Below are 25,173 nucleotides of genomic sequence, written 5' to 3'. Positions count from 1 at the left end.
CCACGGCCACCGCCAGAAGGCCGGAAGTGACCTGATCCTGACGGCCGCCGCCAGAAGCGACCTGGTCCGGACATGCGACGTGGCGGGACCCTGAGGGCCCCGCCACGTCAGCGGCCTACTTCGAGCGCTTGAAGATCTTGTTGCCCAGCCACACCAGCGGGTCGTACTTGGTGTCGACGACGCGCTCCTTCATCGGGATGATCGCGTTGTCGGTGATCTTGATGTGTTCGGGGCAGACCTCGGTGCAGCACTTGGTGATGTTGCAGTAGCCGAGGCCGTGCTCCCCCTGGGCCGTCTCCTTGCGGTCCGGCGCCACGTCGTACGGGTGCATGTCCAGCTCGGCGATCCGGATGAAGAACCGCGGCCCGGAGAAGGCCGGCTTGTTCTCCTCGTGGTCACGGATGACATGGCACACGTTGTTGCACATGAAACACTCGATGCACTTGCGGAACTCCTGGCCCCGCTGGACATCGACCTGCTGCATCCGGTATTCGCCCGGCCGCACCCCCTCCGGCGGGGTGAAGGAGGGCACCTCCCGGGCCTTCTCGTAGTTGTAGGAGACGTCGGTGACGAGGTCCTTGATGACGGGGAACGTCCGCATCGGCGTGACGGTGATCGTCTCGTCCTCGCTGAACGTGGACATCCGCGTCATACAGCCCAGCCGGGGCTTGCCGTTGATCTCCATGGAGCAGGAGCCGCACTTGCCCGCCTTGCAGTTCCAGCGGACCGCGAGATCGGGCGCCTGGGTGGCCTGGAGGCGGTGGATGATGTCGAGGACGACCTCGCCCTCGTTCACCTCGATGGTGAAGTCCTCGAGTTTGCCCTCGCCGCCTTCACCGCGCCAGACCTTGAACTTTGCCTTGTAGCTCATGACTTCGCGATCCTGTCGAACTCGGCCATCTCTTCGTCGGTGAGGTACTTGGACAGCTCGTCCCGGTCGAAGAGCGAAATCAGGTCGTCCCGCATCGCGGGCTGGGCCTTCTCCTCGATGGTGATCGACGTGCCGTCCTCGGTGGAGCAGGCGAGCAGCTTCTGGCGCCACTCGGGCCGCATGCCGGGGAAGTCGTCGCGGGTGTGCCCGCCACGGCTCTCCTGGCGCAGCAGCGCGGCGCGGGCCACGCACTCCGACACCAGGACCATGTTGCGCAGGTCCAGCGCGAGGTGCCAGCCGGGGTTGTAGATGCGCGTCCCGGCCGCGCCGACGAGCTGGACACGCTCCTTGAGCTTCTCCACGACCTCCAGCGCCTCGGACACCTCCTCGGCCTTGCGGATGATGCCGACGAGCTCGTTCATCGTCCGCTGGAGCTCCTGATGCACTTCGTACGGGTTCTCGCCGGAGCGCTGCAGAGGCGCCTCGGCCTCCGCGCGGGCGGCGTCCACCTGCACCTGGTCCACCTTGGGCCGGGCGGGGAGCCCGTCGAGGTAGGCCGCCGCGCCCGCGCCCGCCCGCCTGCCGAACACCAGCAGGTCGGACAGCGAGTTGCCGCCCAGCCGGTTGGAGCCGTGCATGCCGCCGGAGACCTCGCCCGCCGCGAACAGGCCGGGCACGGAGGCCGCGCCGGAGTCGGCGTCCACCTCGATGCCGCCCATGATGTAGTGGCAGGTCGGGCCCACTTGCATGGGCTCGGCGGTGATGTCGACGTCGGCCAGCTCCTTGAACTGGTGGTGCATCGACGGCAGCCGCCTCTTGATCTCCTCGGCGGGCAGCCGGGTGGAGACGTCGAGGTAGACGCCGCCCTGGGGTGAGCCGCGACCGGCCTTCACCTCGGCGTTGATGGCGCGGGCCACCTCGTCACGCGGCAGCAGCTCCGGAGGGCGGCGGTTGTTGGCCTGGTCGGTGTACCAGCGGTCGCCCTCCTCCTCGGAGGTGGCGTACTTGTCCTTGAAGACGTCCGGGACGTAGTTGAACATGAACCGCTCGCCCTCGGAGTTGCGCAGCACACCGCCGTCGCCGCGCACCGACTCGGTGACGAGGATGCCGCGCACGGAGGGCGGCCAGACCATCCCGGTGGGGTGGAACTGGATGAACTCCATGTTGATCAGGTTCGCGCCGGCGAGCAGCGCCAGGGCGTGGCCGTCTCCGGTGTACTCCCAGGAGTTGGAGGTGACCACGTAGGACTTGCCGATGCCGCCGGTGGCCAGGACCACGGCCGGGGCGTCGAAGAGGACGAAGTTGCCGCTCTCGCGCCAGTAGCCGAAGCCGCCGGAGATCCGGTCACCGTCCTTGAGCAGGCGGGTGATCGTACATTCCTGGAAGACCTTGATGTAGGCCTCGTAGTCGCCGTGCGTCTCGTAGTCCTCCTGCTGCAGCGCGACCACGCGCTGCTGGAGGGTACGGATCAGCTCCAGGCCGGTGCGGTCGCCCACGTGCGCGAGGCGGGGGTACTCGTGGCCGCCGAAGTTACGCTGGCTGATCTTGCCGTCCTTGGTGCGGTCGAACAGCGCACCCCAGGCTTCCAGCTCCCAGACCCGGTCCGGGGCCTCCTTGGCGTGCAGCTCGGCCATCCGCCAGTTGTTGAGGAACTTGCCGCCCCGCATGGTGTCACGGAAGTGCACCATCCAGTTGTCATCGGAGTTGACGTTGCCCATCGCGGCCGCCGCGCCGCCTTCGGCCATGACCGTGTGGGCCTTGCCGAACAGCGACTTGCAGACGATCGCGGTGCGCTTGCCCTGCTGGCGCGCCTCGATGGCCGCCCGCAGCCCGGCGCCTCCTGCGCCGATGACGATGACGTCGTATTCGTGACGCTCGATTTCCACTGAGAGATCCTTACGCGAACGGGAAGGCGATGATGCCCTTGGCCACCAGGCGGACATAGAGGTCGGCGCCCATGACGGAGAACATCGAGGCCCATGCCAACTGCTGGTGCCTGGCGTTCAGCTTGGAGACGAACGTCCAGGCCCGGTAGCGGACGGGATGGCGGGAGAAGTGGTTGAGCCGGCCCGCGGTGATGTGACGGCAGGAGTGGCAGCCGAACGTGTAGCCGAGAATGAGGACGGCGTTGAGCACCAGGATCCAGGTGCCGAGGCCGATCGGCTTGTGGATGAGCGCCAGGATCGCGTCATAGGTGAGCACCCCGCCGATGAGGATGGCGAAGTAGAAGAAGTAGCGGTGCACGTTCTGGACGATCAGCGGGAAGCGCGTCTCGCCGGTGTACTTGCCGTGCGGCTCCTGCACCGCGCACGCGGCCGGCGACAGCCAGAAGGAGCGGTAGTAGGACTTGCGGTAGTAGTAGCACGTCAACCGGAACCCGCCCGGCAGGCCGAGGATGAGCAGCCCCGGCGGCAGGGTGTACCAGTCACCGAACGGCGCCCAGCCCAGGAACCTGGCTCCCTCGGGACACGAGGTCGCCAGACACGGGGACGAGAACGGGGCTATGTACGGGTCGACGAAGTAGCTGGTGTCGAGGATCGCCCACACACCGTAGACAAGGAATGAACTGAGCCCGAGAAACGTCAGCAGCGGGGCGAGCCACCATCGGTCGGTGCGCAGCGTGCGCACCTTGACTTGGGCACGCTGCCTTCTCACTGGATCGGGCGTCGTCTGGGTCATCGCGGACCTCTCCACCTCCCGCGGACCCCGCACGCCTGGGGTCCGGGTCGTTCGTTGTGGCGCGTATGCGGTCGGGCTGAGCCGTACCGGCGCGCGTTGGTGTGGGATACGTTACGACGACCGCATGCGGATTTGTGAGGAGCATCACTCACTTTTTCAATGACCCGCTGTGATTCCTGTCACGTACCCTCGTCAGGAGTAGTGCCCAGGTGGGGCAACTTCCTCAGGGTCACGAAAAAGTTATCGATTTGGCGGTCAACTCTTATGAGTTGCGCAAAATCCGGCATTCGTCAGTCGCCGGCCGCGGGGAGCGTCCAGCGGAATGTGGTGCCCTGGTCCGCGCCGCTCGCGTCGAGCCAGAGTTGCCCGCCGTGGAACTCCACGATCTTGCGGCAGAGGGCGAGCCCGATCCCGGTGCCCGGATAGACGTCGCGCGGGTGCAGGCGCTGGAAGATGAGGAAGATCCGGTCGGCGTACTGAGGCTCGACCCCGATCCCGTTGTCGGAGCAGCTGAACTCCCACAGGTCGCCGGACCTGATGGCGCCGATGTGGACGCGGGGCGGCGACTCGGAGCGGAATTTGATCGCGTTCTCGATCAGGTTCTGGAAGAGCTGGGTGAGCTGGGCGCTGTTGCCCAGCACCGTGGGCAGCTCGTCCGCGGTGACGGTGGCCTCGGCGTCCTCGATCGCCGCCGACAGGTTCTCCAGCGCCGAGTCCAGCGACGGGCGGGTCGCCACCGCTTCGCGCCCGCTGGTGACCCGGCCGACCCTGGAGAAGTCGAGCAGGTCGTTGATCAGGAGCTGCATCCGCTTGGCGCCGTCGACCGCGTAGTGGATGTACTGCCTGGCCCGCTCGTCGAGCTGATCGCCGTAGCGCTGTTCGAGCATCTGGCTGAAGCTGGCCACCTTGCGCAGCGGCTCCTGCAGGTCGTGGCTGGCCACGTACGCGAACTGCTCCAGCTCGCCGTTGGAGCGCCGCAGCTCGTCGGCCTGGTCGGAGGCGGTGCGCCAGGCCGACACGATGCGCCTGCGCATCGAGTCGACGTGGCTGGACAGCTCCGCGAGCTCCGCGGGCCTCTCGACGCCCAGCCGGTGGTCGAAGTCGCCGCCCGCGACCGTGCGCACCTGCTCGGTGAGCTGGGCGATGGGCTTGAGCACGGTGAGGTGCACGATGAACCCCAGCCCCACGCCCGCGGCCAGGAGCACCAGGAACAGCACCCACAGCGCCACGTTCAGCAGGCCGATCTGCTCGGCGACCTCGGGCCTGGGGCTCATGGCGCGGGCGTCGGCGATCATCTTCATGATGACCGCCGCCCCGGACAGGAACGCCACCGTGGTCACCGCGCCGGTGAAGACGAACAGGCGGGCGACCGGCAGCCGGCCGACCCCGGTGGCCGGCTTGGCCGGAGGCAGAGGATTGATGCTCATGTGCCGCTCCTGCTCACGAGCATCGCGGCGAGGTCGTCGCTGAGCGTGCCCACATGCCTGATGAGCCGATCGAGGTCGATGGCGCCGTGCTGCCTGACGAGGTCCACGAGCCCGTCGACGCCCAGCAGTTGCCGGTTCTCGCCGACCGCCGCCTCGATCAGCCCGTCGGTGTAGAGCATCATCGACCACCTCTCGCCCAGCGGCACGTCGATGACCGTCCACTCGACGTCGGGGAAGATGCCGAGCGGCGGCCCGGACGGCCCGCCGCCGAGCACCTCGATGACACCGTCGCGTACCAGCACCGGAGGCGGATGGCCGACCACTCGCATCCTGGCGTGCGTCAGGTCCGGCGTGATCGTCGCCATGCAGAGCGTGGTGAAGATCTCCGGCGCCTTGCGCTCGGCCCGCAGCAGCGTGTCCATCGTGCGCAGCAGCAGGGCACCGCTCTGCCCGGCGAGCACCAGCGTGCGCCAGGCGATGCGCAGCGCCACCCCGAGCGCGGCCTCGTCCGGGCCGTGCCCGCACACGTCACCGACCACGATGTGCACCGAGCCGTCGGGCGTCTGCACGGTGTCCAGGAAGTCACCGGCGAGCCGGGAGCCCTGATTCCCCGGCAGGTAGCGCGTGACGTGCTCCAGCTTCTTGGTGTGCAGCAGGGGGACGGGCAGCAGGCCGTTCTCCAGGCGGGCGTTCTCCTTGGCGGTCAGTTCGGCCTCGACCAGCCTGATCTGCGCCAGGTCCGCCCGCTTGCGCTCCATCGCGTACCGGACCGACCTGGCCAGCAGTCGCGCGTCGACGTCCTGCTTCACCAGGTAGTCCTGGGCTCCCGCCTGCACGGCCGCCACCCCGACGTGCACATCGCGCAGACCGGTCAGGACGAGCACCGCCGCGTGCGGGGCCATCGCCAGCACCTGCTCCAGCGCTTCGAGACCGGTGGCGTCGGGCAGCGAGAGGTCGACCAGCACGCACTGGATCTCCGAGGTCAGCTTGGCCCTGGTCTCCGCCAGGTTGCGCACCCAGGTGATCCTCGGTGGCGCCTCGGCCTGCCTGAGCAACTCCTCGACCAGAAACGCGTCTCCGTCATCGTCCTCTATGAGGAGCAGCGTCAGCGTTTCGGAGAGAGTTGCCGTCACACACGCCTCTTCGGGAAGTGGGGGGTCGTCGGGCTCATTCTGCGATGAGTTCCACCCCTTGCGGAAGGGTGCCGTCCTGGTCGGCTTCATGGACGAAGGCGAGCAGGGTAGCGCGAAACGCCTGCGCCGCGCGGGTCGGTTCCACGTCCTTACGGTGCGCCAGCGCGATCGTCCGGGTCAGTCCCGGCGGCGCCAGCGGCGTGCCGGCCACCCCCGGGCGCCCGTCGAGCACCATCGACGGCACCACGGCCACGCCCAGCCCGGCCTCCACGAAACGCAGCACCGCGTCCATCTCGCCGCCCTCGATGGCGAACCTCGGCTCGAACCCGGCCTGCCGGCAGGCCGTCAGCGTCGCCTCCCGCAGGTCGTAGCCACGCCGGAACATCACCAGCGGCCTGCCGCGCAGGTCCTCGATGCGCAGGTACGGCTTGTGCACGCGATCGTGCGCGGGCGAGACCACCACAAGGTTCTCGCGCAGGATGTCCTCGGTCACCAGGGAGGGGTCGTCGTGCTGCAACGGCATGATGATCAGTGACAGGTCGAGCTGGCCGCGGGCCAGGGCGCCCACCAGGTCCCGCGAGCCGCCCTCCTCCACCAGCAGGCCGATCCCCGGGTAGGCGTCGTGGAAACGGGCCAGCACGTCGGCCACCAGCCCGGCGCACAGCGACGGCGTCGCCCCCAGCCGCACCCTGCCCCGGCGCAGGCCGGCGAGCTCGGCGACCTCCTGCCTGGCGGTGTCGGCGTCGGCCAGCATGCGGCGGGCGAGCGGGAGGAGCGCCTCGCCCGCCGGGGTCAGCGTGACGTTGCCCCGGGCACGGGAGAACAGCGGGGCGCCGAGCTCGGCCTCCAGCGCCTTGATCTGCTTGCTCAACGACGGCTGGGCGACCCGCATCCGCTGGGCCGCGTGGGTGAAATGCCTGCTCTCCGCCACCGCGACGAAGTACGCCAACTGTTGCAGCTGCATGTGATATTCCTCGCACCGGCTGGCTCGGATGCCCGTACGGCTGCCGTACAAACCAGACATCATAGCCGGAGGCTATGGAAACCAGGCCCGTGATGACTTGGACGGGCACCCGCGCGATACCTAGCGTCGGGAGATGTGACAGCCACGATAGAGCGCGGCGCCGCTACAGCGCCGATTCCCCCCAAGCCCGCTGACAAGCCAACGCGCGGCAAGCCCCGCGGGTTCCTGGCCTCGTCCAACGGCAAGAAAGTCGTCATGGCGGTCACGGGGGCCGTGATGGTGCTCTTCCTCGTCGGCCACATGGTGGGCAACCTCAAGATCTTCATCAGCAGGGACTCGTTCAACGACTACGCGACCGCCCTGCGCACCCTGCTGGAGCCGCTCGCGCCGTACCGGACGCTGCTGACGATCGTGGAGGTCGTGCTCGCCGTCTCGGTCGTGCTGCACATCTGGGCCGCGGTCTCCCTGTCGCGCCGCGCCCGCGCCGCGCGGCCGGTGAAGTACGCGGCCAAGAAGTCGCAGGCCGGCGGCTACGCGACGCACATCATGCGGTACGGCGGCGTCACGATCGTGCTGTTCCTCGTCTGGCACCTGCTCGACCTGACCTTCGGTGTGGTCAACCCGAAGGGCCCTGTCTCCACGCCGGCCGACCGGATGATCGCCGGGTTCGACCCGTCCCGGTGGTGGATGACGCTGATCTACCTCGTGGCCGTGGTCATGGTCGGCCTGCACCTGCGGCACGGCATCTGGAGCGCCTTCCAGACGCTCGGCTGGGCCAACCGCAACCGCTACAAGGCACTGCGCACGGGCGCCGCGCTGGTCTCCGCCGTACTCGTCATCGGCTTCCTCGCGCCGCCCCTCGCCATCACGTTCGGAGTGGTCAAGTGAGGAGTGAACCCGACGCAGTGAGCGGAGTGGACACACGAGGAACGAGCGGGTCCGCGGAGCGAATGAGGAGTGGTGAACGACCAATGAACGGGTACACCGAGGGTTCGCCGATCCAGGACGCCAAGGCTCCCGAAGGCCCGATCGAGGATCGCTGGGAGAAGCGGAAGTTCGCCGCCAAGCTCGTCAACCCGGCCAACAAGCGCAAGCTCAACGTGATCGTGGTCGGCACCGGCCTGGCCGGCGGGTCCGCCGCCGCGACGCTGGGCGAGCTCGGCTACAACGTCAAGTCGTTCTGCTACCAGGACACGCCCCGGCGCGCGCACTCCATCGCCGCGCAGGGCGGGATCAACGCCGCCAAGAACTACCGCGGCGACGGCGACTCGGTCTACCGCCTGTTCTACGACACGGTGAAGGGCGGCGACTTCCGCTCCCGCGAGTCGAACGTCTACCGGCTGGCCCAGGTCTCGGTGAACATCATCGACCAGGCCGTCGCGCAGGGCGTGCCGTTCGCCCGCGAGTACGGCGGACTGCTCGACACCCGCTCCTTCGGCGGCGCCCAGGTCTCCCGTACGTTCTACGCCCGCGGCCAGACGGGCCAGCAGCTCCTGCTCGGCGCCTACCAGGCGCTGGAACGGCAGGTCGCGGCCGGCACCGTGGAGATGTTCACCCGGCACGAGATGCTCGACCTGATCATCGACAACGGCCGGGCGCGCGGCGTCATCGTGCGCGACATGGTGACCGGCGAGATCGAGCGGCACGTGGCCGACGCCGTCGTGCTCGCCACCGGCGGCTACGGCAACGTGTTCTTCCTGTCCACGAACGCCAAGGGGTGCAACACCACGGCGATCTGGCGGGCGCACGAGCGGGGCGCGTACTTCGCCAACCCCTGCTACACCCAGATCCACCCCACCTGCATCCCGGTCTCCGGCGAGTACCAGTCGAAGCTGACGCTGATGTCGGAGTCGCTGCGCAACGACGGCCGCGTCTGGGTGCCGCTGCGCAAGGGCGACGACCGCCTGCCCGGCGACATCCCGGACGACGAGCGCGACTACTACCTGGAGCGGATCTACCCCGCTTTCGGCAACCTCGTCCCCCGGGACATCGCCTCCCGCGCCGCCAAGAACGTCTGCGACGAGGGCCGTGGCGTCGGCCCCGGCGGCCTCGGCGTCTACCTCGACTTCCGCGACGCGATCGGCCGCCTCGGCCGCGACGCCGTGGAGAAGAAGTACGGCAACCTGTTCGAGATGTACGAGCGCATCACCGGCGAGAACCCGTACGACCAGCCGATGCGCATCTACCCGGCCGTCCACTACACGATGGGCGGCCTGTGGGTGGACTACGACCTGCAGTCCACGATCCCCGGCCTGTTCGTGATCGGCGAGGCGAACTTCTCCGACCACGGCGCCAACCGGCTCGGCGCCTCCGCGCTGATGCAGGGCCTGGCCGACGGCTACTTCGTGCTGCCGACCACGCTCGGCGACTATCTGGCGGCCGGGCCGTTCGGCGAGGTCGACGAGGAGGCCGTCGCCGAGGCCGAGGCCAAGGTGACGTCCAGGATCGAGCGGCTGCTCGCCGTCAACGGCACCCGCACCCCGGACTCCTTCCACCGGGAGCTCGGCCGGCTCATGTGGGACTACTGCGGCATGGAGCGCACCGAGGAGTCGCTGCGCAAGGCGCTGGAGCGGATCCCCGAGCTGCGCGCCGAGTTCTGGGCGAACGTCAAGGTCTCCGGCACCAACGAGGAGCTGAACCAGGTGCTGGAGAAGGCCGGCCGGGTGGCCGACTTCTTCGACCTGGCCGAGCTGATGTGCCTGGACGCGCTGGTGCGCTCGGAGTCGTGCGGCGGCCACTTCCGCGCCGAGTCGCAGGACGCCGACGGCGAGGCCCTGCGCGACGACGAGCACTTCGCGCACGTGTCGGCCTGGGAGCACTCGCCCGAGGGTGAGCCGGTGCTGCACAAGGAACCGCTCGAGTACGACTACGTCAAGATGAGCCAGCGGAGTTACAAGTGAACCTGACCCTCAAGGTCTGGCGGCAGAGCGGCCCCTCCGACTCCGGACGGATGGTGAAATATCGGGTTGAAGAGGTGTCTCCGGACATGTCTTTCCTGGAGATGCTCGACGTCCTGAACGAACGCCTCATCCTCGAAGGCGACGACCCGATCGCCTTCGACCACGACTGCCGCGAAGGCATCTGCGGCATGTGCGGCATGGTCATCAACGGTGTCGCGCACGGCGAGCAGGTGGCCACCACTACCTGCCAGCTGCACATGCGCCACTTCGAGGACGGCGCCACCATCACCATCGAGCCGTGGCGGGCCGCGCCGTTCCCCGTGGTCAAGGACCTGGTCGTGGACCGCAGCGCGTTCGACCGGATCATCCAGGCGGGCGGCTTCGTGTCCGTCCCGGCCGGCTCTGCGCCCGACGCGCACAGCCTGCCGGTCCGCAAGGAGGACGCCGACTCGGCGTTCGACGCGGCCACCTGCATCGGCTGCGGCGCCTGCGTGGCGGCCTGCCCCAACGGCTCCGCCTCCCTCTTCACCGCCGCCAAGATCACCCATCTGAGCCTGCTGCCCCAGGGCCAGCCGGAACGCCTGTCCCGCGCCAAGGCCATGGTGGACCAGATGGACGCCGAGGGCTTCGGCGGCTGCACCAACACCGGCGAGTGCACGGCCGTCTGCCCCAAGGGCATCCCGCTGGACACCATCGCCCAGATGAACAGCGACTACCTCAAGGCCAACGCCAAGTAGCTCCCAGAGAGCCGTACGGACACCGTACGGCTCTCTGCGTTGCCCGTTGTCCCCGCCCTAAGGGCTTCGCCCTCAGGGCGCTTCGCGCCGGTCAGCTCAGGCGCCTTCATCAGGCGCCTGCGGCGATCGAAGTGCCGTGAATTCGCAGACGATTGTTGTCAGCGACCACGTCTGGAGTCGGTGACTTTCGGGTGGCCGGTCCCCGCCCGGGTTATCCACAAAGTTCGCCGGTCTTCGTCGATCGTGTACCACAAACGGCCGCCCGACGTCGCCTCGTACTGCCACTGCTCCAGAGACTCACCACCGATCTTGACCTCTCCGAGCGCACCTCTCAGGGGATGCTGACGGCTGTCCACATGTCGCGGATCGCTGGTGATGGCGACCCAAGCCCGATCCAGGTTTTCCGGAGCCTGAGCCAGGAGATTGCCCCACCCCTCAGCGGCACGTCGGTCGGCGAACCGCATGTGCCATGGGTTGGGCCGTGGCACCTCGTCACCTCGGCCGGCCATCACGAGGCGTCGGCCGGCCGGGTGACCTCTGGGCCGTCTCCAGGGAAGGGGCCCTGGAGATCGCCGGCCAACTCGGGGTCGCTCCAGATGACAGCGGTGGATCGCCACGAGGTCAGCGCGCGCCCGAAGGGCAGGAGCTCGCCGGTGTCGGCGCCTGCCATGAGCTGACCGAGCAGTTCGCGCACGCACTCCTGGCGCTCGGTCTCCGGCAACCAGGTGAGCCAGGGCAGCTCTTCGGCCAGAACTTCCTCAGCCAGGCTCATATTGCGCCGGGCAACGATGGCCAACGCGCGGGCGGCGATGTGCAGGCTGTCGGATCCGGCCTGGAAGCGCTCCATCCGCATGAGGACAAGATTCTCGTCATCACGCCGTTCGAGAATGATGTCGGCGTGGTCGAGCGAGGGAAGGACCTGTGAAGGTCCGCGCAGGAAGGCGCTGTACTGGAAATTCTTGGTCACCATGAACACAGCTTATCTGAATTAGTTCAGATAAGCTGTGTTCGCGGCTCGTCGGTTGGACGCCCCGTCCGGCTCACCTCTGGGTCATGAGTGCGGCCACGCCGTCCAGGATGCGGGCGAGGCCGAAGGAGTAGTCGAACTGCCGCTCCTCCTCGGGAGTGCCCGCCGGGTAGTCGAACGCCCCCGCGTCGATCGCCGTACGCAGGGCGGGGAAGCGCCGCTCGTCGGCGAGCGCGCCCAGCAGGCTGCTGTAGGCGGCGATCGACTCGCCCGAGGCGGCCTCGCCGAGGTCGGCGGTCAGCCGGGCGGCGGTGTGCATGTAGTTGGCCACCAGGAGCACCACCCCGACCTTGTCGCTCTCGGTGAGCCCGGTGCCGCGCAGTGCGCCGAGAGCGCGATCGGTCCAGGCGAGCTGGTTGGGCGTGATCGGCGGCCCGGTGATGGGCAGGTGCACGATCCAGGCATGGGCCCGCAGCATCACCCACTGGGCCCGGCACCAGCGCTCCAGCCCGAGCCGCCAGTCGTCGCAGGACTCGGCCGGCTCGGCCATCTCGGCCGGTAGTGCGGCGACCGAGTTCAGCATGAGGAGCAGCAGCTCGTTCTTGCTCTTGACGTGCCTGTAGAGCGACATCGTGGTGAAGCCGAGCCGCTCGGCGACCCTGGCCATCGAGACGGCGTCGAGGCCGCCGGAGTCGGCCAGCTCCACCGCCGCTCGCACGATGCGGGACAGGCTCAACCCCGTCCTGGGCTCCGGCTGGTCGAGCCGTTGCCAGAGCAGGTCGAGCCCGGCGGGCAGCTTGTCGTCCATCGTTCCTGCCTTCGTTCGAGCTTGCGCTGAGCAGAAGTGTATGTCATACACTCGGTGTATGACATACACAGCGGTGATCGTGGGTGGCGGAATCGCAGGGTCGCTGAGCGCGATCGCTCTGCACAAAGCGGGCATCACCTCCGTCGTCCATGAGGCGTACGACCGGAGTGCGGACCACGTCGGCGCCTTCCTGACCCTGGCGGTGAACGCGCTCGACGCCTTACGCGCGCTCGATCTCGACCTGGACGGGGTGGGCTTCGACACGCCGAAAATCACCCTGACCAGTGGTTCCGGCAGGAAACTCGGCGAACTGCCCTACGGCACGGCCGTCTCGGAGGGCGCCAAGAGCCGGACCGTGAAACGTGCCGACCTCTATCGGGCGCTCCGCGACGAGGCCGTCCGCCGCGGCGTGCGCATCGAGTACGGCAAGCGGCTCGTCGAGGCCGAGACCACCGGCGGCCGGGTGCTGGCGAGGTTCGCCGACGGCGGCACGGCCACGGGCGACCTGCTGATCGGCGCGGACGGCCTGCGCTCGCGTACCCGCGAGATCATCGATCCGCACGCTCCGGGCGCGCGGTACGCGGGGCTGCTCAATACGGGCGGCTACGCGCGCGGCGTATCGACCGGGAGTGAACCGGGCACGATGCACGCGATCTTCGGTAAGCGCTGTTTCTTCGTCTACACCGTGGATCCGTACGGAGAGGTGTGGTGGATGGCGCAGCCCGCGCGGGCCGACGAGCCCGCACCGGGCGAGTTGGCCGCGATCACGCCGGAGGAGTGGCGCGCCCGCCTGATCGACCTGTTCCGCCACGACCGCGGGCCCGCGGTGGACCTCATCACCGCGACCGGCGAGATCTTCACCGGCTGGAACACCTACGACCTCCCCACCGTGCCGCGATGGCACCGCGACCGGATGATCGTCATCGGCGACGCCGCCCACGCGACCTCCTCGTCGATCGGGCAGGGCGCGGCCATGGCCATCGAGGACACCGTGGTGCTGGCCAAATGCCTGCGCGACGGCCCCGACGTCGACTCCGCCTTCGCCACGTACGAACGGGAGCGGCGCGGGCGCGTGGAACGCGTCGTCGAGCAGGGCAAACGCACCGGCGAGTGGAAGGCGCTCGGCCCGCTCACCAGAGGGGTGCGTGACCTGATCATGGGCCTGGCCATGAAGCGCATGGCCCGCACCGGCGACGACCCGAGCGGCTGGATCTACGACCACCACCTCGACTGGGACGCGCCGGTCATTGGTCGCGCTGTCGGAGGTCGGCCGTAGAGTGCCGGAGCACACTGTTCGACGAGCCTTCGGGAGACAAGCAATATGGCGGTCCGCATCGACCTGACCTTCGACTGCGCCGATCCGGTGCGGCTGGCGGAGTTCTGGAAGCTGGCGCTGGGCTACGAGGACGAGCCCCCGCCGGCGCCTTACGCGACCCGGGAGGAGTGGCTGGAGCAGTTCGATCTGCCCGAGGACGACGGCGACGGGGCCTGGCTGCACGACCCGGCCGGTGTCGGGCCGCGGCTGAGCCTGCTGGAGGTGCCCGAGCCGAAGACGGCGAAGAATCGGCTGCACATCGACGTCCGCGTGGCCGGTGCCGGCACGGCGGAGGAGAAGTGGGCCAGGATCACGGAAAAGGCCGCGACCCTGACGGCGGCCGGGGCCTCGGTCCTGTGGGAGGACCCCGGTCACCACGTGACCATGGCCGACCCGGAGGGCAACGAATTCTGCGTCTGCTGAGACTCGATTGGCTGCGCATCCTAAACTGTATGCTTCGAAACATACAGAAGAGGGTGCGGGCCAGGTCACAGGAAAGGCCAGGCCAAGCACGAGATCGACGTCATCGCCCTGGACAAGCGACGCGGCGGCGGCGACCCTGGCGATCTTCTCCCTCGAAGGCTTCCACCCTGAGCTGATCGCCACGGCACAGCGCAGGGGCGATGTCCTCCTGGTCGACCTGGAGACGATGTTCGGGCTCAGGGAGCCGGTGGCCGTGCCGACGGCGGGCGGCGCCGCAGGGAGAACCAGAGGACCGACGCCGTGAGGGCGGCGAGCGCCCCCGCGATCCCCATGACGGCCACTACCGAGATGTGGTCGACGACAACGCCACCGGCCAGCGCGCCGAGCGACAGCGTCGCCTGGAACGACGAGGTGAACAGGATCGAGGCGGCCTCCGGCGCGTGCGGCGCAGACCTGGCGAACCAGGTCTGCGAGCAGACCGGCACCGCGCCGTACGCGAGGCCCCAGATGACCAGCAGCGTCAACGCGCCCGCCGTGGCGCCCCCGGCCACCGGGAGCAGGGCGGTGGCGGTGGCCAGCAGGGCGGCGGCGGTCACGGACGTGGCGCGCGGGTGGCGGGACAGCGCCGCGCCCGCCAGGAAGTTCCCGGCGATCCCGGCGACTCCGTACACCAGCAGGTAGGTGGTGACCGAGCCCGCGCTCACGTGGGTGACCTGCCGCAGGAAGGGGGTGACGTACGTGTACGCGCCGAAGTGGGCGAGCACGATGAGGACGGTCGCGAGCAGCGCCAGCCGGATGCCGCCGTCGCCGAGGAGGCCGCGCAGCACGGACAGGCGGGTGGGCCGCCCGGCCGGCAGCGGTGGCAGCAGCACCAGGAGCGCGACGAACACCCCCAGGCTCAGCAGGCCCATGACCACGAACGCCATCCGCCACCCGGCCAGATGCCCGATCAGCGTGCCCGCCGGCACCCCCAGCACCGAGCCCAGCGGGACCGCGGAGAAGATCACCGCGGTGGCCGTGCCAGCCTGCTCACGCCGGACCAGCCGTACGGCCAGACCTGCCCCGATGGACCAGAAGCCGCCGATGGTGAGGCCGACCAGCGCCCGGGAGACCATCATCACCCAGTAGGCCGGGGCCGCGGCGGCCAGGAAGTCCGCCACCGCGAGCAGCAGCATCAGCGCGCAGAGCATGAACCGCCGATCAAGCCGCGCGGTCACGACGGTGAGGGACGGAGCGGCGACGGCGGCCAGCAGCCCAGGCAACGTCATGGTCAGGCCCGCCGTGCCGGCCGAGATCCCGAACGTGGACGCGATAGGCGTCAGCAGCCCGATGGGCAGGATCTCCGTGGTGACGATGGCGAAGATGCCCGTCATCACCGAGACGACGGCCAGCCAGCTCGTCAGCGGCGAGCGAGATGGTCGAGTGGGGGCTTCCAGCACTGGTAGGTCCCTTTGGTCGGCGAACTGCTGTGAGCAAGCAGTGCAGCAGTTGGGGGACGTTGGAAGCTGGCGGGTTTCCGACCTGAGCAGTTACAACCTGATGTTCGGGCGAGAGCCGGAGTGGGAAGAGCTGGTCGACTTCGCGACGGCTCCGGTCGCGGGAGCGACGCTCGGGCTGGTCTACGGCCGCCGTCGCCAGGGCAAGACGCTCGGCGCTCATCGACCTGCCCCAGCTCCAGCGGCTGGAGCAGCTGCGGGCACTGCTTCCGGATGCCCGCGTCGAAGCGCCGCCCAAGCTGCTGCTCTTCGCCTGGTCCGGATTCACCGGTGAGCTGGCTCGCGTCGCGGACGGGCGCGCCGACGTCGAGCTCGTGGATCTGCTGCGCCTGTACGGCGGCGAACAGGCGCTACGGCGTCCAGGTGGCGGTGTCGTCGATGCGTCGGCGCCACAGTTTCTCGCTCTCGCCGCCCGGCTCCCAGCGGGCGCTGAAGTCGAGCATGTCGCGGCAGCGGGCCAGCATGCAGGCGTGCCGATCCGGCCACGCCGGCACGGCGGCGGCGTAGGCGTCGAAGAAGTGGCGCAGGTGCGGCACGTGCTCCGGATGGTGGGCGCGGACGATCCACTCGCACCAGGCCAGATCCTCAAGCGGGTGCCCCGGGTGGGCCCACTCCCAGTCGAGGATGGCGGCCGTCTCGTACGTCACCGGATCGAACAGCATGTTCTGCGGCCCGTAGTCGCCGTGCACGATGCCCAGCCGGTGCAGGCGGGCCAGGGTGCGCCCGCACTCGGCGAGCACTTCGGCGGCCCGGCCGTCGTCGAGCAGGTCCTGGCCGTGCGCACCGGGCACGAACCGCATGCTCACGCTCGTGTCGGTGACGGAATGCACCCGCGGCACGGGCAACCGGCCCCGCAGCCGCCGCAGGAACCTGGCCTCCGTCCTGAGCCGGACCCCGGCGTCAGGGCCCTGGTAACACTTGACGACCAGAGCGCCGTCTCCGACCGTGCTGTTGGTGTACCCGTGCTCCACAGCCAACGATTGTGGCCTACTCCTGGGGCAGGTGTGAGACGGCGCGCCCGGATTGTCAGCATGTTGTACGCGGCGTCATATCGATCATATTTTCGGTCACTTCGCGCTACGGTGCAGCTGGAAAATCGTTTGTGTGACCAGCGATCTTTTGAAAATGTTGTCGGGCTATGCGCCCCCTCCCCGAAGCCGATCCCGGCATGCCCGACATTCGCAGCCCGCTCCGCTACCTGTGGTGGAACGCGCGCCGGCAGAGCCGTGCCCTGCTGACCGGCATCGCCTTCGCCACCCTGTGGTGGCTGGTCCAGGCACTGGTGCCGGCCGTGCTCGGCAAGGGGGTCGACGCCGTCAGGGCGCAGGACACCCGCGCCCTGGTCACCTGGTCGGCGATCCTGCTCGGCCTCGGCCTGGTGCAGGCGGTCACCGGCATCATGCGCCACCGCTTCGCAGTCTTCAACTGGCTGTCGGCCGCCTACCGCACCGTACAACTGACCGCCAGACACGCTGCCCGGCTCGGCGCCACCCTGCCCAAGCGGCTGTCGACTGGCGAGGTCGTCAGCGTCGGCAACTCCGACATCGCGCACATCGGCGGCTCGATGGACATCCTGCTGCGCGGCACCGGCGCGATCGTGGCGATCGTCACGGTGACAGTGATCCTCCTGTCCACCTCGCTGCCGCTCGGGCTGCTCGTGCTGTTCGGCGTGCCGCTCATGGCCCTGGCCGTCGGTCCGATGCTCAAACCACTGCACAGACGGCAGAAGCGGCACCGTGACCTGACCGGAGACCTGTCCACCCGGTCGGCCGACATCGTCGCGGGCCTGCGGGTGCTCCGCGGGATCGGCGGCGAGCAGGTCTTCGCCGGCCGCTACCGCGAGGAGTCCCAGCGCGTCCGGCACGCGGGCGTCGGCGTGGCCAGGGTCGAGTCGCTGCTCGAAGGCGCCCAGATCGTGCTGCCCGGCCTGCTCATCGCGCTCGTCACCGGCCTCGGCGCGTCGTTCGCCATCGCCGACGAGATCACCCCCGGCCAGCTCGTCTCCTTCTACACCTACGCGGTGTTCCTGATCGGGCCGATGCGCACGATCACCGAGACCGCCGACCGGCTGACCAAGGGGCACGTCGCGGCGCGCCGCGTGGTCCGGATCCTGGCCATCGAGCCGGAGATGACCGGCGGCACCGACGCCGCCGCCGTGGGCGGTGTCCTGCGCGACAGCTACAGCGGCGTGACCGTCCTGCCCGGCAGGCTGACCGCCCTGGCGGCCGGCGCACCCGAGGACGCCACCGTGATCGCCGACCGGCTCGGCCGCTACAGCGCGGGCGACGTCACCTTCGGCCCTGCCGACCTGGCCACGCTACCCATCGACGAGGTCCGCGCGCGCATCCTGGTCGCCGACAATGGCGCCCGCCTGTTCACCGGCCGCCTGCGCGACGAGCTCGACGTACACGGCACCGCCTCCGCCGAGCAGATCCAGCAGGCGCTGTACGCGGCCTGCGCGGAGGACATCGTCGAGGCGCTGCCCGACGGCCTCGACGCCCAGGTGGCGGAGGCGGGGCGGGAGTTCTCCGGCGGCCAGCAGCAGCGGCTCCGGCTGGCCAGAGCACTGCTCGCCGACCCGGAGGTGCTCATTCTGGTGGAGCCGACCAGCGCCGTCGACGCCCACAGCGAGGCCCGCATCGCCGAGCGGCTGGCCAAGGCCCGCGCCGGCAAGACCACGCTGATCTGCACGACCAGCCCGCTGGTGCTCGACCGCACCGACCAGGTGATCTACGTAAGGGACGGCCGGGTGCACGCCGAAGGCACCCACCGCGACCTCCTGGACACCTCACCCGCCTACGCCGCAACCGTGACCAGAGGGGAGGACTGACGAGATGGCACGTGAGATTCTGCCCGTCGCCGATCAGAGACAGGTGCGCGCCTACGCCCGGCGGCTCACCCTGAGATACCCGCGCCGGCTCGGCGTCGCCCTCGGCCTGCACGGGCTCGCGGCCGCCGCCGGGCTGGCCGTGCCGTGGCAGCTCGGCGGCCTGGTGCAGGACGTCCAGGACGGTGTCCAGGTGAACCCCTGGCTCGTCGCCGCGGGCATTGGCGCCTTCCTGCTGCTCCAAGGTGTGCTCGTGCGCTACGCGGTGCTCGCCTCGGCCAAACTGGGCGAGAAGGTGCTGGCCCAGTTGCGCGAGGAGTTCGTCGACCGGGTGCTCGCCCTGCCGCTGTCCACCGTCGAGCGCGCGGGCGCCGGCGACCTGCTCACCAGGACCTCCCGCGACGTCGACTCCCTGTCCAGGACGGTGCGGCACGCGGTCCCGGAGACGTTGATCGCGCTCGTCACGTTCACGATCACCGTCGGCGCGCTGGTGCTGGTCGGCCCGCTGCTCATGCTTCCCGTGCTGATCGCCGCGCCGCTGGTGTTCGTCAGCACCCGCTGGTATCTCAAGCGGGCCCGTGACGGCTACCTGCGCGAGAACGCCGCCTACGCCGAGATGACCGAAGGCCTGGCCGAGACGGTCGAGGGCGCCAGAGTCATCGAGGCGCTCGGCCTGCATCAGCGGCGGCAGGAGCGCACCGACCGCGACATCGCCGGGTCGTTCGCGGCCGAACGCTACACGCTGCGCCTGCGTACCATCTGGTTCCCCACCGTGGAGCTCGGCTATGTGATCCCGGTCGTCTCGACGCTGCTGGTCGGCGGCCTCCTCTACACCCGTGGCTGGGTCACGCTGGACCAGGTGGTCACCGCCACCCTGCTCGCGCAGCAGCTCATCGACCCGCTCGACCGCTTTCTCATGTGGATCGACGAGCTGCAGGTCGGCGGCGCGGCCATGTCCCGCCTCCTCGGCGTCGCCAACGTGCCCGACGACCGGGCCCCCACCGACGACCGACCGGCGAGCGAGCTGCTGCGGGCCGACGAGGTGCGCTACGCCTACCGTGCGGGCCGCGACGTGCTGCACGGCGTGTCACTCACCGTCCGGCCCGGCGAGCGGCTGGCCATGGTGGGCCCGTCAGGCGCCGGCAAGTCCACCCTGGGCAGGCTCCTGGCGGGCATCCACGGCCCACGCGCCGGCGCGGTGTCCGTCGGCGGCGTCCCCCTCGTGGACCTGCCCCTGGACGACCTACGTGGGCACGTCGCGCTGGTCACCCAGGAGCACCACATCTTCAAGGGCAGCCTGCGCGACAACCTGCTGATCGCCCGCCCGGATGCCGACGACACCGCCGTCCGCGACGCCCTCACCGCGGTGGACGCCCTCGACTGGGTGCTCACCCTGCCGGACGGCCTCGACACGGAGGTCGGCTCAGGCGGCGTGATCATCTCACCGGCGCACGCCCAGCAACTCGCCCTGGCCCGCCTCGTCCTGGCAGACCCGCACACCCTGGTCCTCGACGAGGCCACCTCCTTGATCGACCCACGAGCGGCCAGACACCTGGAACGCTCACTCGCCGCCGTGCTCGACGGCCGCACCGTCATCGCCATCGCCCACCGCCTCTACACGGCCCACGACGCGGACCGCGTCGCCGTGGTGGAGGACGGCCGCATCACCGAACTCGGCTCCCACGACGAGCTGGTGGCCCAGGGCGGCTCGTACGCGGCCCTGTGGGCCAGCTGGCACGGCACCTCATCACCAGACCAACACCAGAACCAGGTCGTACGGCCGGCCAGGTGACAAGCGCCAGGGCTGCGACGGCTGGGCCCGAACGTGGCATCGGACACCTCGCTTGCGGGCGAACAAGCCGGACACGAACGTCCCGAGAGTATGGCTCCGCCTTCCCCGGTGACCCGGCAAGTTGTTGATTCCCTGCCAGGTGCCGGTGGCCGGTCGGTAGGGTGCCTGGGTCGCAGCAGACATGGGAGGCTCGTGTGACGGACAGGGCACAAGAGGTCGAGGTCAAATACCGCGTCGTTGACTTGGCGCGGGTGGAGACCGAGCTCGCCCTGCGGGGAGCGTCTCTGTCGCCTCCGGTCCGGCAGGACGATCAGGCCTACGCCCAGGTCGGCTGGGAGTATGGGCAGAGCAAGATCGGACGGCCGTTCGCGCGGCTGCGCACCCAGGACGGCCGGCACCTGTTCACGGTGAAGAAGCCGCTCGACAACGAGATGGCCTGTCTGGAGCACGAGTCGGCGGTCGCTGACCGGGAGCAGATGCATCACGCGGTGCTGGCGATGGGCTTTTATCCCACGGTGCGGATCGTGAAGACACGGCGAACGACGGCACTCGGCGATATGACGATCTGCGTGGATGAGGTCGAGCACGCCGGCGTGTTCGTGGAGATCGAGCGGACAGTCGGCGGTGGTGAGTCGGGCTCCGCCGTCCAGGTCGGCCTCGACCGGTTCGCTCGCTCCCTCGGGGTGGAGTTGGAGCGCACCGGCGACACCTATGATTCGCTGGTGCGCGCCGCTCTCGCTCCCGCCTAGAACAGGGCGATGGAGTCCGGACCCGCCAGGTCGCCGCAGGTGAGGCGGGTTGCTTCCAGGTGGAGCCGGACCTGAACCGCCGCATGATCGGTCAGCCCTTGCTCGCGCGTCTCGTGCAGGTAGACGCACTCGCGGATGCGCTCGGGCAGCTCCGCACCCACGTGGACGTAGTCGTAGCAGTAGCCGTCCCCGGTCCGGCCGATCCAACTGTACGACTGCACGTCGGGAGTGCAGTGGGCGTGTGTGTCAGTGAAGCCGACGGCGTTCAGAGTGTCGAGCAGGGCGAACTCGAACGGCAGGAACCCCGGGTGCAGTGGCCGATGGTCGGCGGCGATCACGTTGTAGTCGCCGCCGATCACCAGGTGGTCCCGCTGGTCGGCGGGGAGCTGCTCGATCACCTTGAGGAGCGAGGTGATGAACATTTCCTTGCGGGTGGTCTTGTCGGCTGAGCGGTCACGGCTGGGCACGTACACGCTGACCCACCACGTGCGTGGGCTGGTGTCGAGGCGGGCGGCGGCGACCCGGGCGGGGATGCTCACCTGGTCGAACAGGTCGGGTTCATGGCCGGTGAGCGGGATACGGCTGATCAGTGCGGCGCCACGGTCGCCGGCGATGTCGGGCGTCTTGACGACGTGGTATCCGGCGCGCTGAAACCGTTCCAGCAGGAATTTGGTGCCCGGCCCGGCGCTGGTTTCGGTGAGCAGGATGACGTCGTCGTCGCGCTCGGCAAGCCAGCTCAGCAGACGCTCGGCCCGTGCCGGTGACGCGGCGCCGATATTGACGGTCACAGCCGTGAGCATGCACCCTCCTACACTGTGTCGCTGTCGTACGCGTCCTGCACCTGGCTGAGCAGCTCGGTCGCCACCTCACCCGGGCTGAGCCCGCGACAGTCGATGCGGGTCTGGCGCCAGCCGTGTGCCTCCAGGAAGTGGAACGCCTCCTCATACAGGGCCAGCTCCTGCTCCGGGGAGCCCACTTGCTCCAGCCGGGACAGCGTCGTGCGCCGGCCCAGCCGCTGAGTGAGCTCTCCCGCCTCGTGGTGCAGGTAGCAGGATAGGGACGCGGGCAGCACGTGCGCGTTGTATTGCCAGATCTCCTCTAACTCCAGCCCGTCCAGGCGCTGCAACACCAGCGACGACTGTACGTAACGGTCGCTGATGACGACCAGCCCGGCCTGCAGCGCTGGCCAGATCTCCCGGTGGATGTGGTCGGCCCGATCGGCGGCAACCGCCAGCGCAAGCGCCCGCCCGGTCAGGTCGGATTCGCCTGAGCGGATGAGCCGCCCGAACGGCGTGCCGGATGGTTCACTTGTCACCATCACGCGGACGCCGGTTGCGCCGAGCTGGTCGGCCAGCGCTCGTGTGCTGGTGGTCTTTCCGACCCCGTTGGGTCCCTCAACGACGATGAACAGGTGGCCCCTCGCCGGCGGCCTGGTCACGGGAGTCGAGGGCTGATCTGGAGCAGCGGCCGCCCGTCGTGCTCGACGACCGGGCACTGCTCTTCATCGAGGTCCCCGACGCTGCCGCCGCGGGAGATGACTGCGGCTGGGCAGCCCTTGCCACACCGGCTGCCCATCGGGCAACCGCCGCAGGTCGGGTTCGCGCCCATGCGGAGCTTGCTCTCCAAGTCGTAGCGATCGAGCGGACCGGCGACCTCCTGTTCGAGGATGTTGCCGACGAGGAAGTCGGTGTCGTCGTGCTGGCTCTGTGGGGTGCGAGCGGCGAACACCAGGTACGGGCAGACCGCGGTGAGGCCGTCCGCGAACACGTAGATGAGTTTCCCTGCGTCGCACCCGGCGAGCGGCTTGTCGTCGTTGGGAAAGCGGATGTGCACGATGTCAATGCCTGCGGCGCGGAACCGGCCGGTGACCTCGGCGATGGCCCGCATCTTGTCCTCGTTGGCGGCTAGACGGCCGGAGCTTTTGACGCCGCGGCCGAACAGAGACAGCGGATTCAGCAGGACATACTGCGCGCCCACCTCGACGGCGAACGCACACAGGTCCCCGAACTCCTCCACGTTGGTGAGCGTGTTCGGGGTGGACAACAAACCTTGGAGCAGCCCGGCTTCGGCGAAGGCGCGCGTGGTGGCCACCGTGGTGTCGAACGAGGCGGTGTTACCCCGGAACCTGCCGTGGGAGTCGCGCCGGAACCCGTCGAAGCTGACATTGATGTGTACGCCCAGCCGGGCCAGTTCGGTGATCTGCTGCGGGCTGGTCTGGGTGGCGTTCGTGCAGATGCCCACCGGCATGCCCATGCCGGTGGCGGCGCGGCAGATGTCCATAATGTCGGGGTGAACGAACGGTTCGCCGCCTGTCAGGGTCAATCGCTCGACGTGGGCGCGCTGGAGCCGGGGCAGCACCTTGCCGGTGATGTCCTCGGCGCGCATGTGCTCGCCCCAGTCCCCGGATGAGACGAAGCAGTGGGCGCAATGCAGATTGCAGCGCTCGGTGATCTGCACCAGCGCCTTACGTCGGCCGTCCTCGACCGAGGTGCGGAAGTAGCAGGAGCTGGCGTGGGTGTCGACGATGAGGCGTTTCACGGGCGAGTCCTCCTTGCGAGGAAGTGGGTGAGGCATCAACCACACGGTGGCGGGTCTGCGTGGGCCAGTAGCCGCCGCGTGACGCTGCTGATGCCTGGCCGAGCGGGATGGCCGTGAGCCGGCGACGGTAGTTGCTGTCTCACGGGCCTGCTCATCCAGTCCGAGGGCGGTCCTGGGCGAGACGCAGTGGGCTGAGGTGCGGTCACGGCGCACTCCGCAGGAACCACACAGTCTTGCCTGTGGACATTGGGTCGACGCCCCATCGATCGGAGTAGGCCTCGACAAGGGCTAGGCCGCGGCCGTACTCGTGGTCGAGACCGGCCTCGACGGGCTTCGGCTGGCTGGTGCTGCGATCGGTGACCTCGCCGCGCACCGCTTGGCCGTGCACGTGAAGGCTCAGCTCGATCGGCGCTGCTGCGTGGACCACGGCGTTGGCGACGAGCTCGGAAACGATCAGCACGACATCTTCGGCCGCTGCAGCCAGCCCCCAGCTGGCGAGAGTGTCACGCGTAAGATCCCGCGCTTTGCTGACCGCTTCAGGGTCGCGCGGCAGCTCCCAGGATGCCTCCTGCGGTGCTGCGGCGAGGAGAACTGGAGAAGGTGGGCTAGCGCTATGGTCGGTCATGGGTCAGGAGCCTCGATTCCTGATCAAGTCCCTGGGCCGACGGTGATGTCGTCTGGTCCAGGGGCGACTTGTATATGGCGATGTGAAACCCTGCGGGCGGCGACAGACCAGAGGCGTCCGCGGTAGATGGCCGCCCTGCAGCGGTGAGTTGCCGGGTGACGGCGCCGCAGTCGATGCAGGCCATATCGTGCAGGCGGGAGATGCTGATCGTGTCCCGCGCAGGAATCGGCGCTGGCCCGCAGGGCCCTGATGCCTCTGGAATGAAGCCGTCCCGTCTGTGGTCAGATTCCGACAGACAGATGGTGGGCCGCCGACAATGGCGGAAGTGACCCAGCGAGGGTCACCTGGTTACTTCGCCATTGGTTCAGGTGGCGTTGCACCACTCGGCGAAGCTGGTGAGGCTTTCAGCGTCAGCACGCTTCAACCGGCGCAGCGTTGCCGCATCTTCACGGACCCAGCGGTGATCGCGGGTGTGTTGCGGGGCTATTCGGCGGGCCACCTTGAGGCTTTCGAACGCGTCGTCTGGCAGCCCGGCCCACAGCTGGGCGCGAGCGAGCTCGATGTAGAAGCCGGACCGCCGTTCGGCGGGCAGCTCCGGCGGCGGCACCCACTCGCGGGCGACATCAAGGGCGCGGTTCACATAGTCGTTGCCGAGACTGACCGCGACCGAGACCTCATGGATGCGAACGGATGACGGCCCGAACGCCGTGCCAGCGTAGATCGCCTCGCGCACCTGAACGCCGAGGCGGCGCGCTTCGGCTAGATGGGTGTTGGCGGCGTTTGCGTTCCTTGCACGGCCGGCGATGACTGCCGCCCGCATATGGAGGGCGCCAAGAGCTGCCATGGTTGGCGGGTCGTGCGGCGGCGCCGCGGCGTCTACGGCGATCTCCAGTGCGCGCAGGCCCTGTTCGTGAGCGTCGGC

Annotated in this window: 24 protein-coding genes; 8 read left to right on the top strand and 16 right to left on the bottom strand. The window is 69.0% G+C overall.

What is annotated here, in order from left to right; genetic code table 11:
* Positions 1–115: 115 nt before the first annotated feature.
* From OHA68_RS05695 to OHA68_RS05670, 6 genes are all read right to left on the bottom strand, one after another.
* Entirely contained in the window at positions 116–871 is a 756-nt protein-coding gene (locus OHA68_RS05695; protein WP_189141859.1) for a succinate dehydrogenase/fumarate reductase iron-sulfur subunit, read from the bottom strand.
* Positions 868–2,814 carry a fumarate reductase/succinate dehydrogenase flavoprotein subunit gene (locus tag OHA68_RS05690; RefSeq protein ID WP_327106651.1) on the bottom strand — a complete coding sequence of 649 codons (1,947 nt, stop codon included), beginning with the start codon at positions 2,812–2,814 and terminating at the stop codon, positions 868–870. The genes OHA68_RS05695 and OHA68_RS05690 overlap by 4 nt, the downstream gene beginning before the upstream one ends.
* On the bottom strand, positions 2,768–3,550 hold the full coding sequence (locus tag OHA68_RS05685; protein WP_189141857.1) for a hypothetical protein: 783 nt from the start codon (positions 3,548–3,550) through the stop codon (positions 2,768–2,770). Before OHA68_RS05685 ends, OHA68_RS05690 begins: the two co-directional genes overlap by 47 nt.
* Before the next feature lie 290 nt (positions 3,551–3,840).
* Positions 3,841–4,977: a sensor histidine kinase gene (locus tag OHA68_RS05680; RefSeq protein WP_327106650.1), complete on the bottom strand. Its 1,137-nt coding sequence runs from the start codon at positions 4,975–4,977 to the stop codon at positions 3,841–3,843.
* On the bottom strand, positions 4,974–6,110 hold the full coding sequence (locus OHA68_RS05675; RefSeq protein WP_327106649.1) for a PP2C family protein-serine/threonine phosphatase: 1,137 nt from the start codon (positions 6,108–6,110) through the stop codon (positions 4,974–4,976). The genes OHA68_RS05680 and OHA68_RS05675 overlap by 4 nt, the downstream gene beginning before the upstream one ends.
* A gap of 34 nt (positions 6,111–6,144) precedes the next feature.
* Positions 6,145–7,074 carry a LysR family transcriptional regulator gene (locus OHA68_RS05670; protein WP_327106648.1) on the bottom strand — a complete coding sequence of 310 codons (930 nt, stop codon included), beginning with the start codon at positions 7,072–7,074 and terminating at the stop codon, positions 6,145–6,147.
* 135 nt (positions 7,075–7,209) lie between these two features.
* Between OHA68_RS05670 and OHA68_RS05665 the strand changes: the two genes are divergently transcribed.
* The 3 genes from OHA68_RS05665 to OHA68_RS05655 all read left to right on the top strand — a co-directional run bounded on the left by OHA68_RS05665 (position 7,210) and on the right by OHA68_RS05655 (position 10,711).
* Positions 7,210–7,962 (top strand): succinate dehydrogenase cytochrome b subunit, encoded by a 753-nt coding sequence (locus OHA68_RS05665; protein WP_327106647.1) that lies wholly within the window; start codon positions 7,210–7,212, stop codon positions 7,960–7,962.
* A gap of 83 nt (positions 7,963–8,045) precedes the next feature.
* Positions 8,046–9,974: a fumarate reductase/succinate dehydrogenase flavoprotein subunit gene (locus OHA68_RS05660; protein WP_327106646.1), complete on the top strand. Its 1,929-nt coding sequence runs from the start codon at positions 8,046–8,048 to the stop codon at positions 9,972–9,974.
* Positions 9,971–10,711: a succinate dehydrogenase/fumarate reductase iron-sulfur subunit gene (locus tag OHA68_RS05655; RefSeq protein ID WP_189141852.1), complete on the top strand. Its 741-nt coding sequence runs from the start codon at positions 9,971–9,973 to the stop codon at positions 10,709–10,711. Before OHA68_RS05660 ends, OHA68_RS05655 begins: the two co-directional genes overlap by 4 nt.
* A gap of 158 nt (positions 10,712–10,869) precedes the next feature.
* Here OHA68_RS05655 and OHA68_RS05650 read toward each other — a convergent pair whose 3' ends face one another.
* The 3 genes from OHA68_RS05650 to OHA68_RS05640 all read right to left on the bottom strand — a co-directional run bounded on the left by OHA68_RS05650 (position 10,870) and on the right by OHA68_RS05640 (position 12,486).
* Positions 10,870–11,175, bottom strand: coding sequence for a hypothetical protein (locus OHA68_RS05650; protein ID WP_327106645.1), 306 nt, complete (start codon positions 11,173–11,175; stop codon positions 10,870–10,872).
* Between the two features lie 44 nt (positions 11,176–11,219).
* On the bottom strand, positions 11,220–11,681 hold the full coding sequence (locus OHA68_RS05645; protein ID WP_327106644.1) for a hypothetical protein: 462 nt from the start codon (positions 11,679–11,681) through the stop codon (positions 11,220–11,222).
* Positions 11,682–11,751: 70 nt separating this feature from the next.
* On the bottom strand, positions 11,752–12,486 hold the full coding sequence (locus OHA68_RS05640; RefSeq protein WP_327106643.1) for a TetR/AcrR family transcriptional regulator: 735 nt from the start codon (positions 12,484–12,486) through the stop codon (positions 11,752–11,754).
* Positions 12,487–12,544: 58 nt separating this feature from the next.
* Between OHA68_RS05640 and OHA68_RS05635 the strand changes: the two genes are divergently transcribed.
* Together OHA68_RS05635 and OHA68_RS05630 are read left to right on the top strand one after the other, a co-directional pair.
* Complete coding sequence (locus tag OHA68_RS05635; RefSeq protein ID WP_327106642.1) at positions 12,545–13,762, top strand: FAD-dependent oxidoreductase; 1,218 nt, start codon at positions 12,545–12,547, stop codon at positions 13,760–13,762.
* 45 nt (positions 13,763–13,807) lie between these two features.
* On the top strand, positions 13,808–14,224 hold the full coding sequence (locus OHA68_RS05630; RefSeq protein WP_327106641.1) for a VOC family protein: 417 nt from the start codon (positions 13,808–13,810) through the stop codon (positions 14,222–14,224).
* Positions 14,225–14,460: 236 nt separating this feature from the next.
* Here the strand turns inward: OHA68_RS05630 and OHA68_RS05625 are convergent, their stop codons facing one another.
* Both OHA68_RS05625 and OHA68_RS05620 read right to left on the bottom strand, forming a co-directional pair.
* A complete protein-coding gene (locus OHA68_RS05625; protein ID WP_327106640.1) occupies positions 14,461–15,663 on the bottom strand; it encodes an MFS transporter in 1,203 nt (400 codons plus the stop codon).
* Between the two features lie 407 nt (positions 15,664–16,070).
* Positions 16,071–16,691, bottom strand: a complete 621-nt coding sequence (locus OHA68_RS05620) for a phosphotransferase (protein WP_327106639.1) — start codon at positions 16,689–16,691, stop codon at positions 16,071–16,073.
* Positions 16,692–16,888: 197 nt separating this feature from the next.
* Here OHA68_RS05620 and OHA68_RS05615 point away from each other — a divergent pair, with 197 nt between their 5' ends.
* From OHA68_RS05615 to OHA68_RS05605, 3 genes are all read left to right on the top strand, one after another.
* On the top strand, positions 16,889–18,550 hold the full coding sequence (locus OHA68_RS05615; RefSeq protein WP_327106638.1) for an ABC transporter ATP-binding protein: 1,662 nt from the start codon (positions 16,889–16,891) through the stop codon (positions 18,548–18,550).
* Positions 18,551–18,554: 4 nt separating this feature from the next.
* Complete coding sequence (locus OHA68_RS05610) at positions 18,555–20,339, top strand: ABC transporter ATP-binding protein (protein WP_327106637.1); 1,785 nt, start codon at positions 18,555–18,557, stop codon at positions 20,337–20,339.
* 194 nt (positions 20,340–20,533) lie between these two features.
* Complete coding sequence (locus OHA68_RS05605; protein WP_327106636.1) at positions 20,534–21,088, top strand: class IV adenylate cyclase; 555 nt, start codon at positions 20,534–20,536, stop codon at positions 21,086–21,088.
* On the opposite strand, the gene OHA68_RS05600 is transcribed toward OHA68_RS05605, so the two are convergent.
* The 5 genes from OHA68_RS05600 to OHA68_RS05580 all read right to left on the bottom strand — a co-directional run bounded on the left by OHA68_RS05600 (position 21,085) and on the right by OHA68_RS05580 (position 25,095).
* On the bottom strand, positions 21,085–21,888 hold the full coding sequence (locus OHA68_RS05600) for an endonuclease/exonuclease/phosphatase family protein (RefSeq protein WP_327106635.1): 804 nt from the start codon (positions 21,886–21,888) through the stop codon (positions 21,085–21,087). The two genes, OHA68_RS05605 and OHA68_RS05600, sit on opposite strands and share 4 nt — an antisense overlap.
* 8 nt (positions 21,889–21,896) lie before the next feature.
* Positions 21,897–22,526, bottom strand: a complete 630-nt coding sequence (gene tmk / locus OHA68_RS05595) for a dTMP kinase (RefSeq protein WP_327106634.1) — start codon at positions 22,524–22,526, stop codon at positions 21,897–21,899.
* Positions 22,523–23,626 (bottom strand): radical SAM protein, encoded by a 1,104-nt coding sequence (locus tag OHA68_RS05590; protein WP_327106633.1) that lies wholly within the window; start codon positions 23,624–23,626, stop codon positions 22,523–22,525. The genes tmk and OHA68_RS05590 overlap by 4 nt, the downstream gene beginning before the upstream one ends.
* Positions 23,627–23,828: 202 nt before the next feature.
* On the bottom strand, positions 23,829–24,251 hold the full coding sequence (locus tag OHA68_RS05585) for an ATP-binding protein (protein WP_327106632.1): 423 nt from the start codon (positions 24,249–24,251) through the stop codon (positions 23,829–23,831).
* 364 nt (positions 24,252–24,615) lie between these two features.
* Positions 24,616–25,095, bottom strand: coding sequence for a hypothetical protein (locus OHA68_RS05580; RefSeq protein ID WP_327106631.1), 480 nt, complete (start codon positions 25,093–25,095; stop codon positions 24,616–24,618).
* Positions 25,096–25,173: the final 78 nt, after the last annotated feature.

Source organism: Nonomuraea glycinis, from assembly GCF_035920485.1.
GTDB lineage: Bacteria > Actinomycetota > Actinomycetes > Streptosporangiales > Streptosporangiaceae > Nonomuraea > Nonomuraea glycinis.
Note: the sequence above shows the minus strand (reverse complement) of the source record. Positions and strands in the feature narration are given on the sequence as shown.

Coding starts and splice junctions, on each gene's coding strand:
- OHA68_RS05695 (WP_189141859.1), bottom strand. CDS start 871: ATGAGCTACAAGGCAAAGTTCAAGGTCTGGCGCGGTGAAGGCGGCGAG.
- OHA68_RS05690 (WP_327106651.1), bottom strand. CDS start 2,814: ATGTCCGCCTGGTGGCCAAGGGCATCATCGCCTTCCCGTTCGCGTAAG.
- OHA68_RS05685 (WP_189141857.1), bottom strand. CDS start 3,550: ATGACCCAGACGACGCCCGATCCAGTGAGAAGGCAGCGTGCCCAAGTC.
- OHA68_RS05680 (WP_327106650.1), bottom strand. CDS start 4,977: ATGAGCATCAATCCTCTGCCTCCGGCCAAGCCGGCCACCGGGGTCGGC.
- OHA68_RS05670 (WP_327106648.1), bottom strand. CDS start 7,074: ATGCAGCTGCAACAGTTGGCGTACTTCGTCGCGGTGGCGGAGAGCAGG.
- OHA68_RS05660 (WP_327106646.1), top strand. CDS start 8,046: ATGAACGGGTACACCGAGGGTTCGCCGATCCAGGACGCCAAGGCTCCC.
- OHA68_RS05650 (WP_327106645.1), bottom strand. CDS start 11,175: ATGCGGTTCGCCGACCGACGTGCCGCTGAGGGGTGGGGCAATCTCCTG.
- OHA68_RS05645 (WP_327106644.1), bottom strand. CDS start 11,681: ATGGTGACCAAGAATTTCCAGTACAGCGCCTTCCTGCGCGGACCTTCA.
- OHA68_RS05640 (WP_327106643.1), bottom strand. CDS start 12,486: ATGGACGACAAGCTGCCCGCCGGGCTCGACCTGCTCTGGCAACGGCTC.
- OHA68_RS05635 (WP_327106642.1), top strand. CDS start 12,545: ATGACATACACAGCGGTGATCGTGGGTGGCGGAATCGCAGGGTCGCTG.
- OHA68_RS05630 (WP_327106641.1), top strand. CDS start 13,808: ATGGCGGTCCGCATCGACCTGACCTTCGACTGCGCCGATCCGGTGCGG.
- OHA68_RS05615 (WP_327106638.1), top strand. CDS start 16,889: ATGCCCGACATTCGCAGCCCGCTCCGCTACCTGTGGTGGAACGCGCGC.
- OHA68_RS05610 (WP_327106637.1), top strand. CDS start 18,555: ATGGCACGTGAGATTCTGCCCGTCGCCGATCAGAGACAGGTGCGCGCC.
- OHA68_RS05600 (WP_327106635.1), bottom strand. CDS start 21,888: ATGCTCACGGCTGTGACCGTCAATATCGGCGCCGCGTCACCGGCACGG.
- OHA68_RS05585 (WP_327106632.1), bottom strand. CDS start 24,251: ATGACCGACCATAGCGCTAGCCCACCTTCTCCAGTTCTCCTCGCCGCA.
- OHA68_RS05580 (WP_327106631.1), bottom strand. CDS start 25,095: ATGGCAGCTCTTGGCGCCCTCCATATGCGGGCGGCAGTCATCGCCGGC.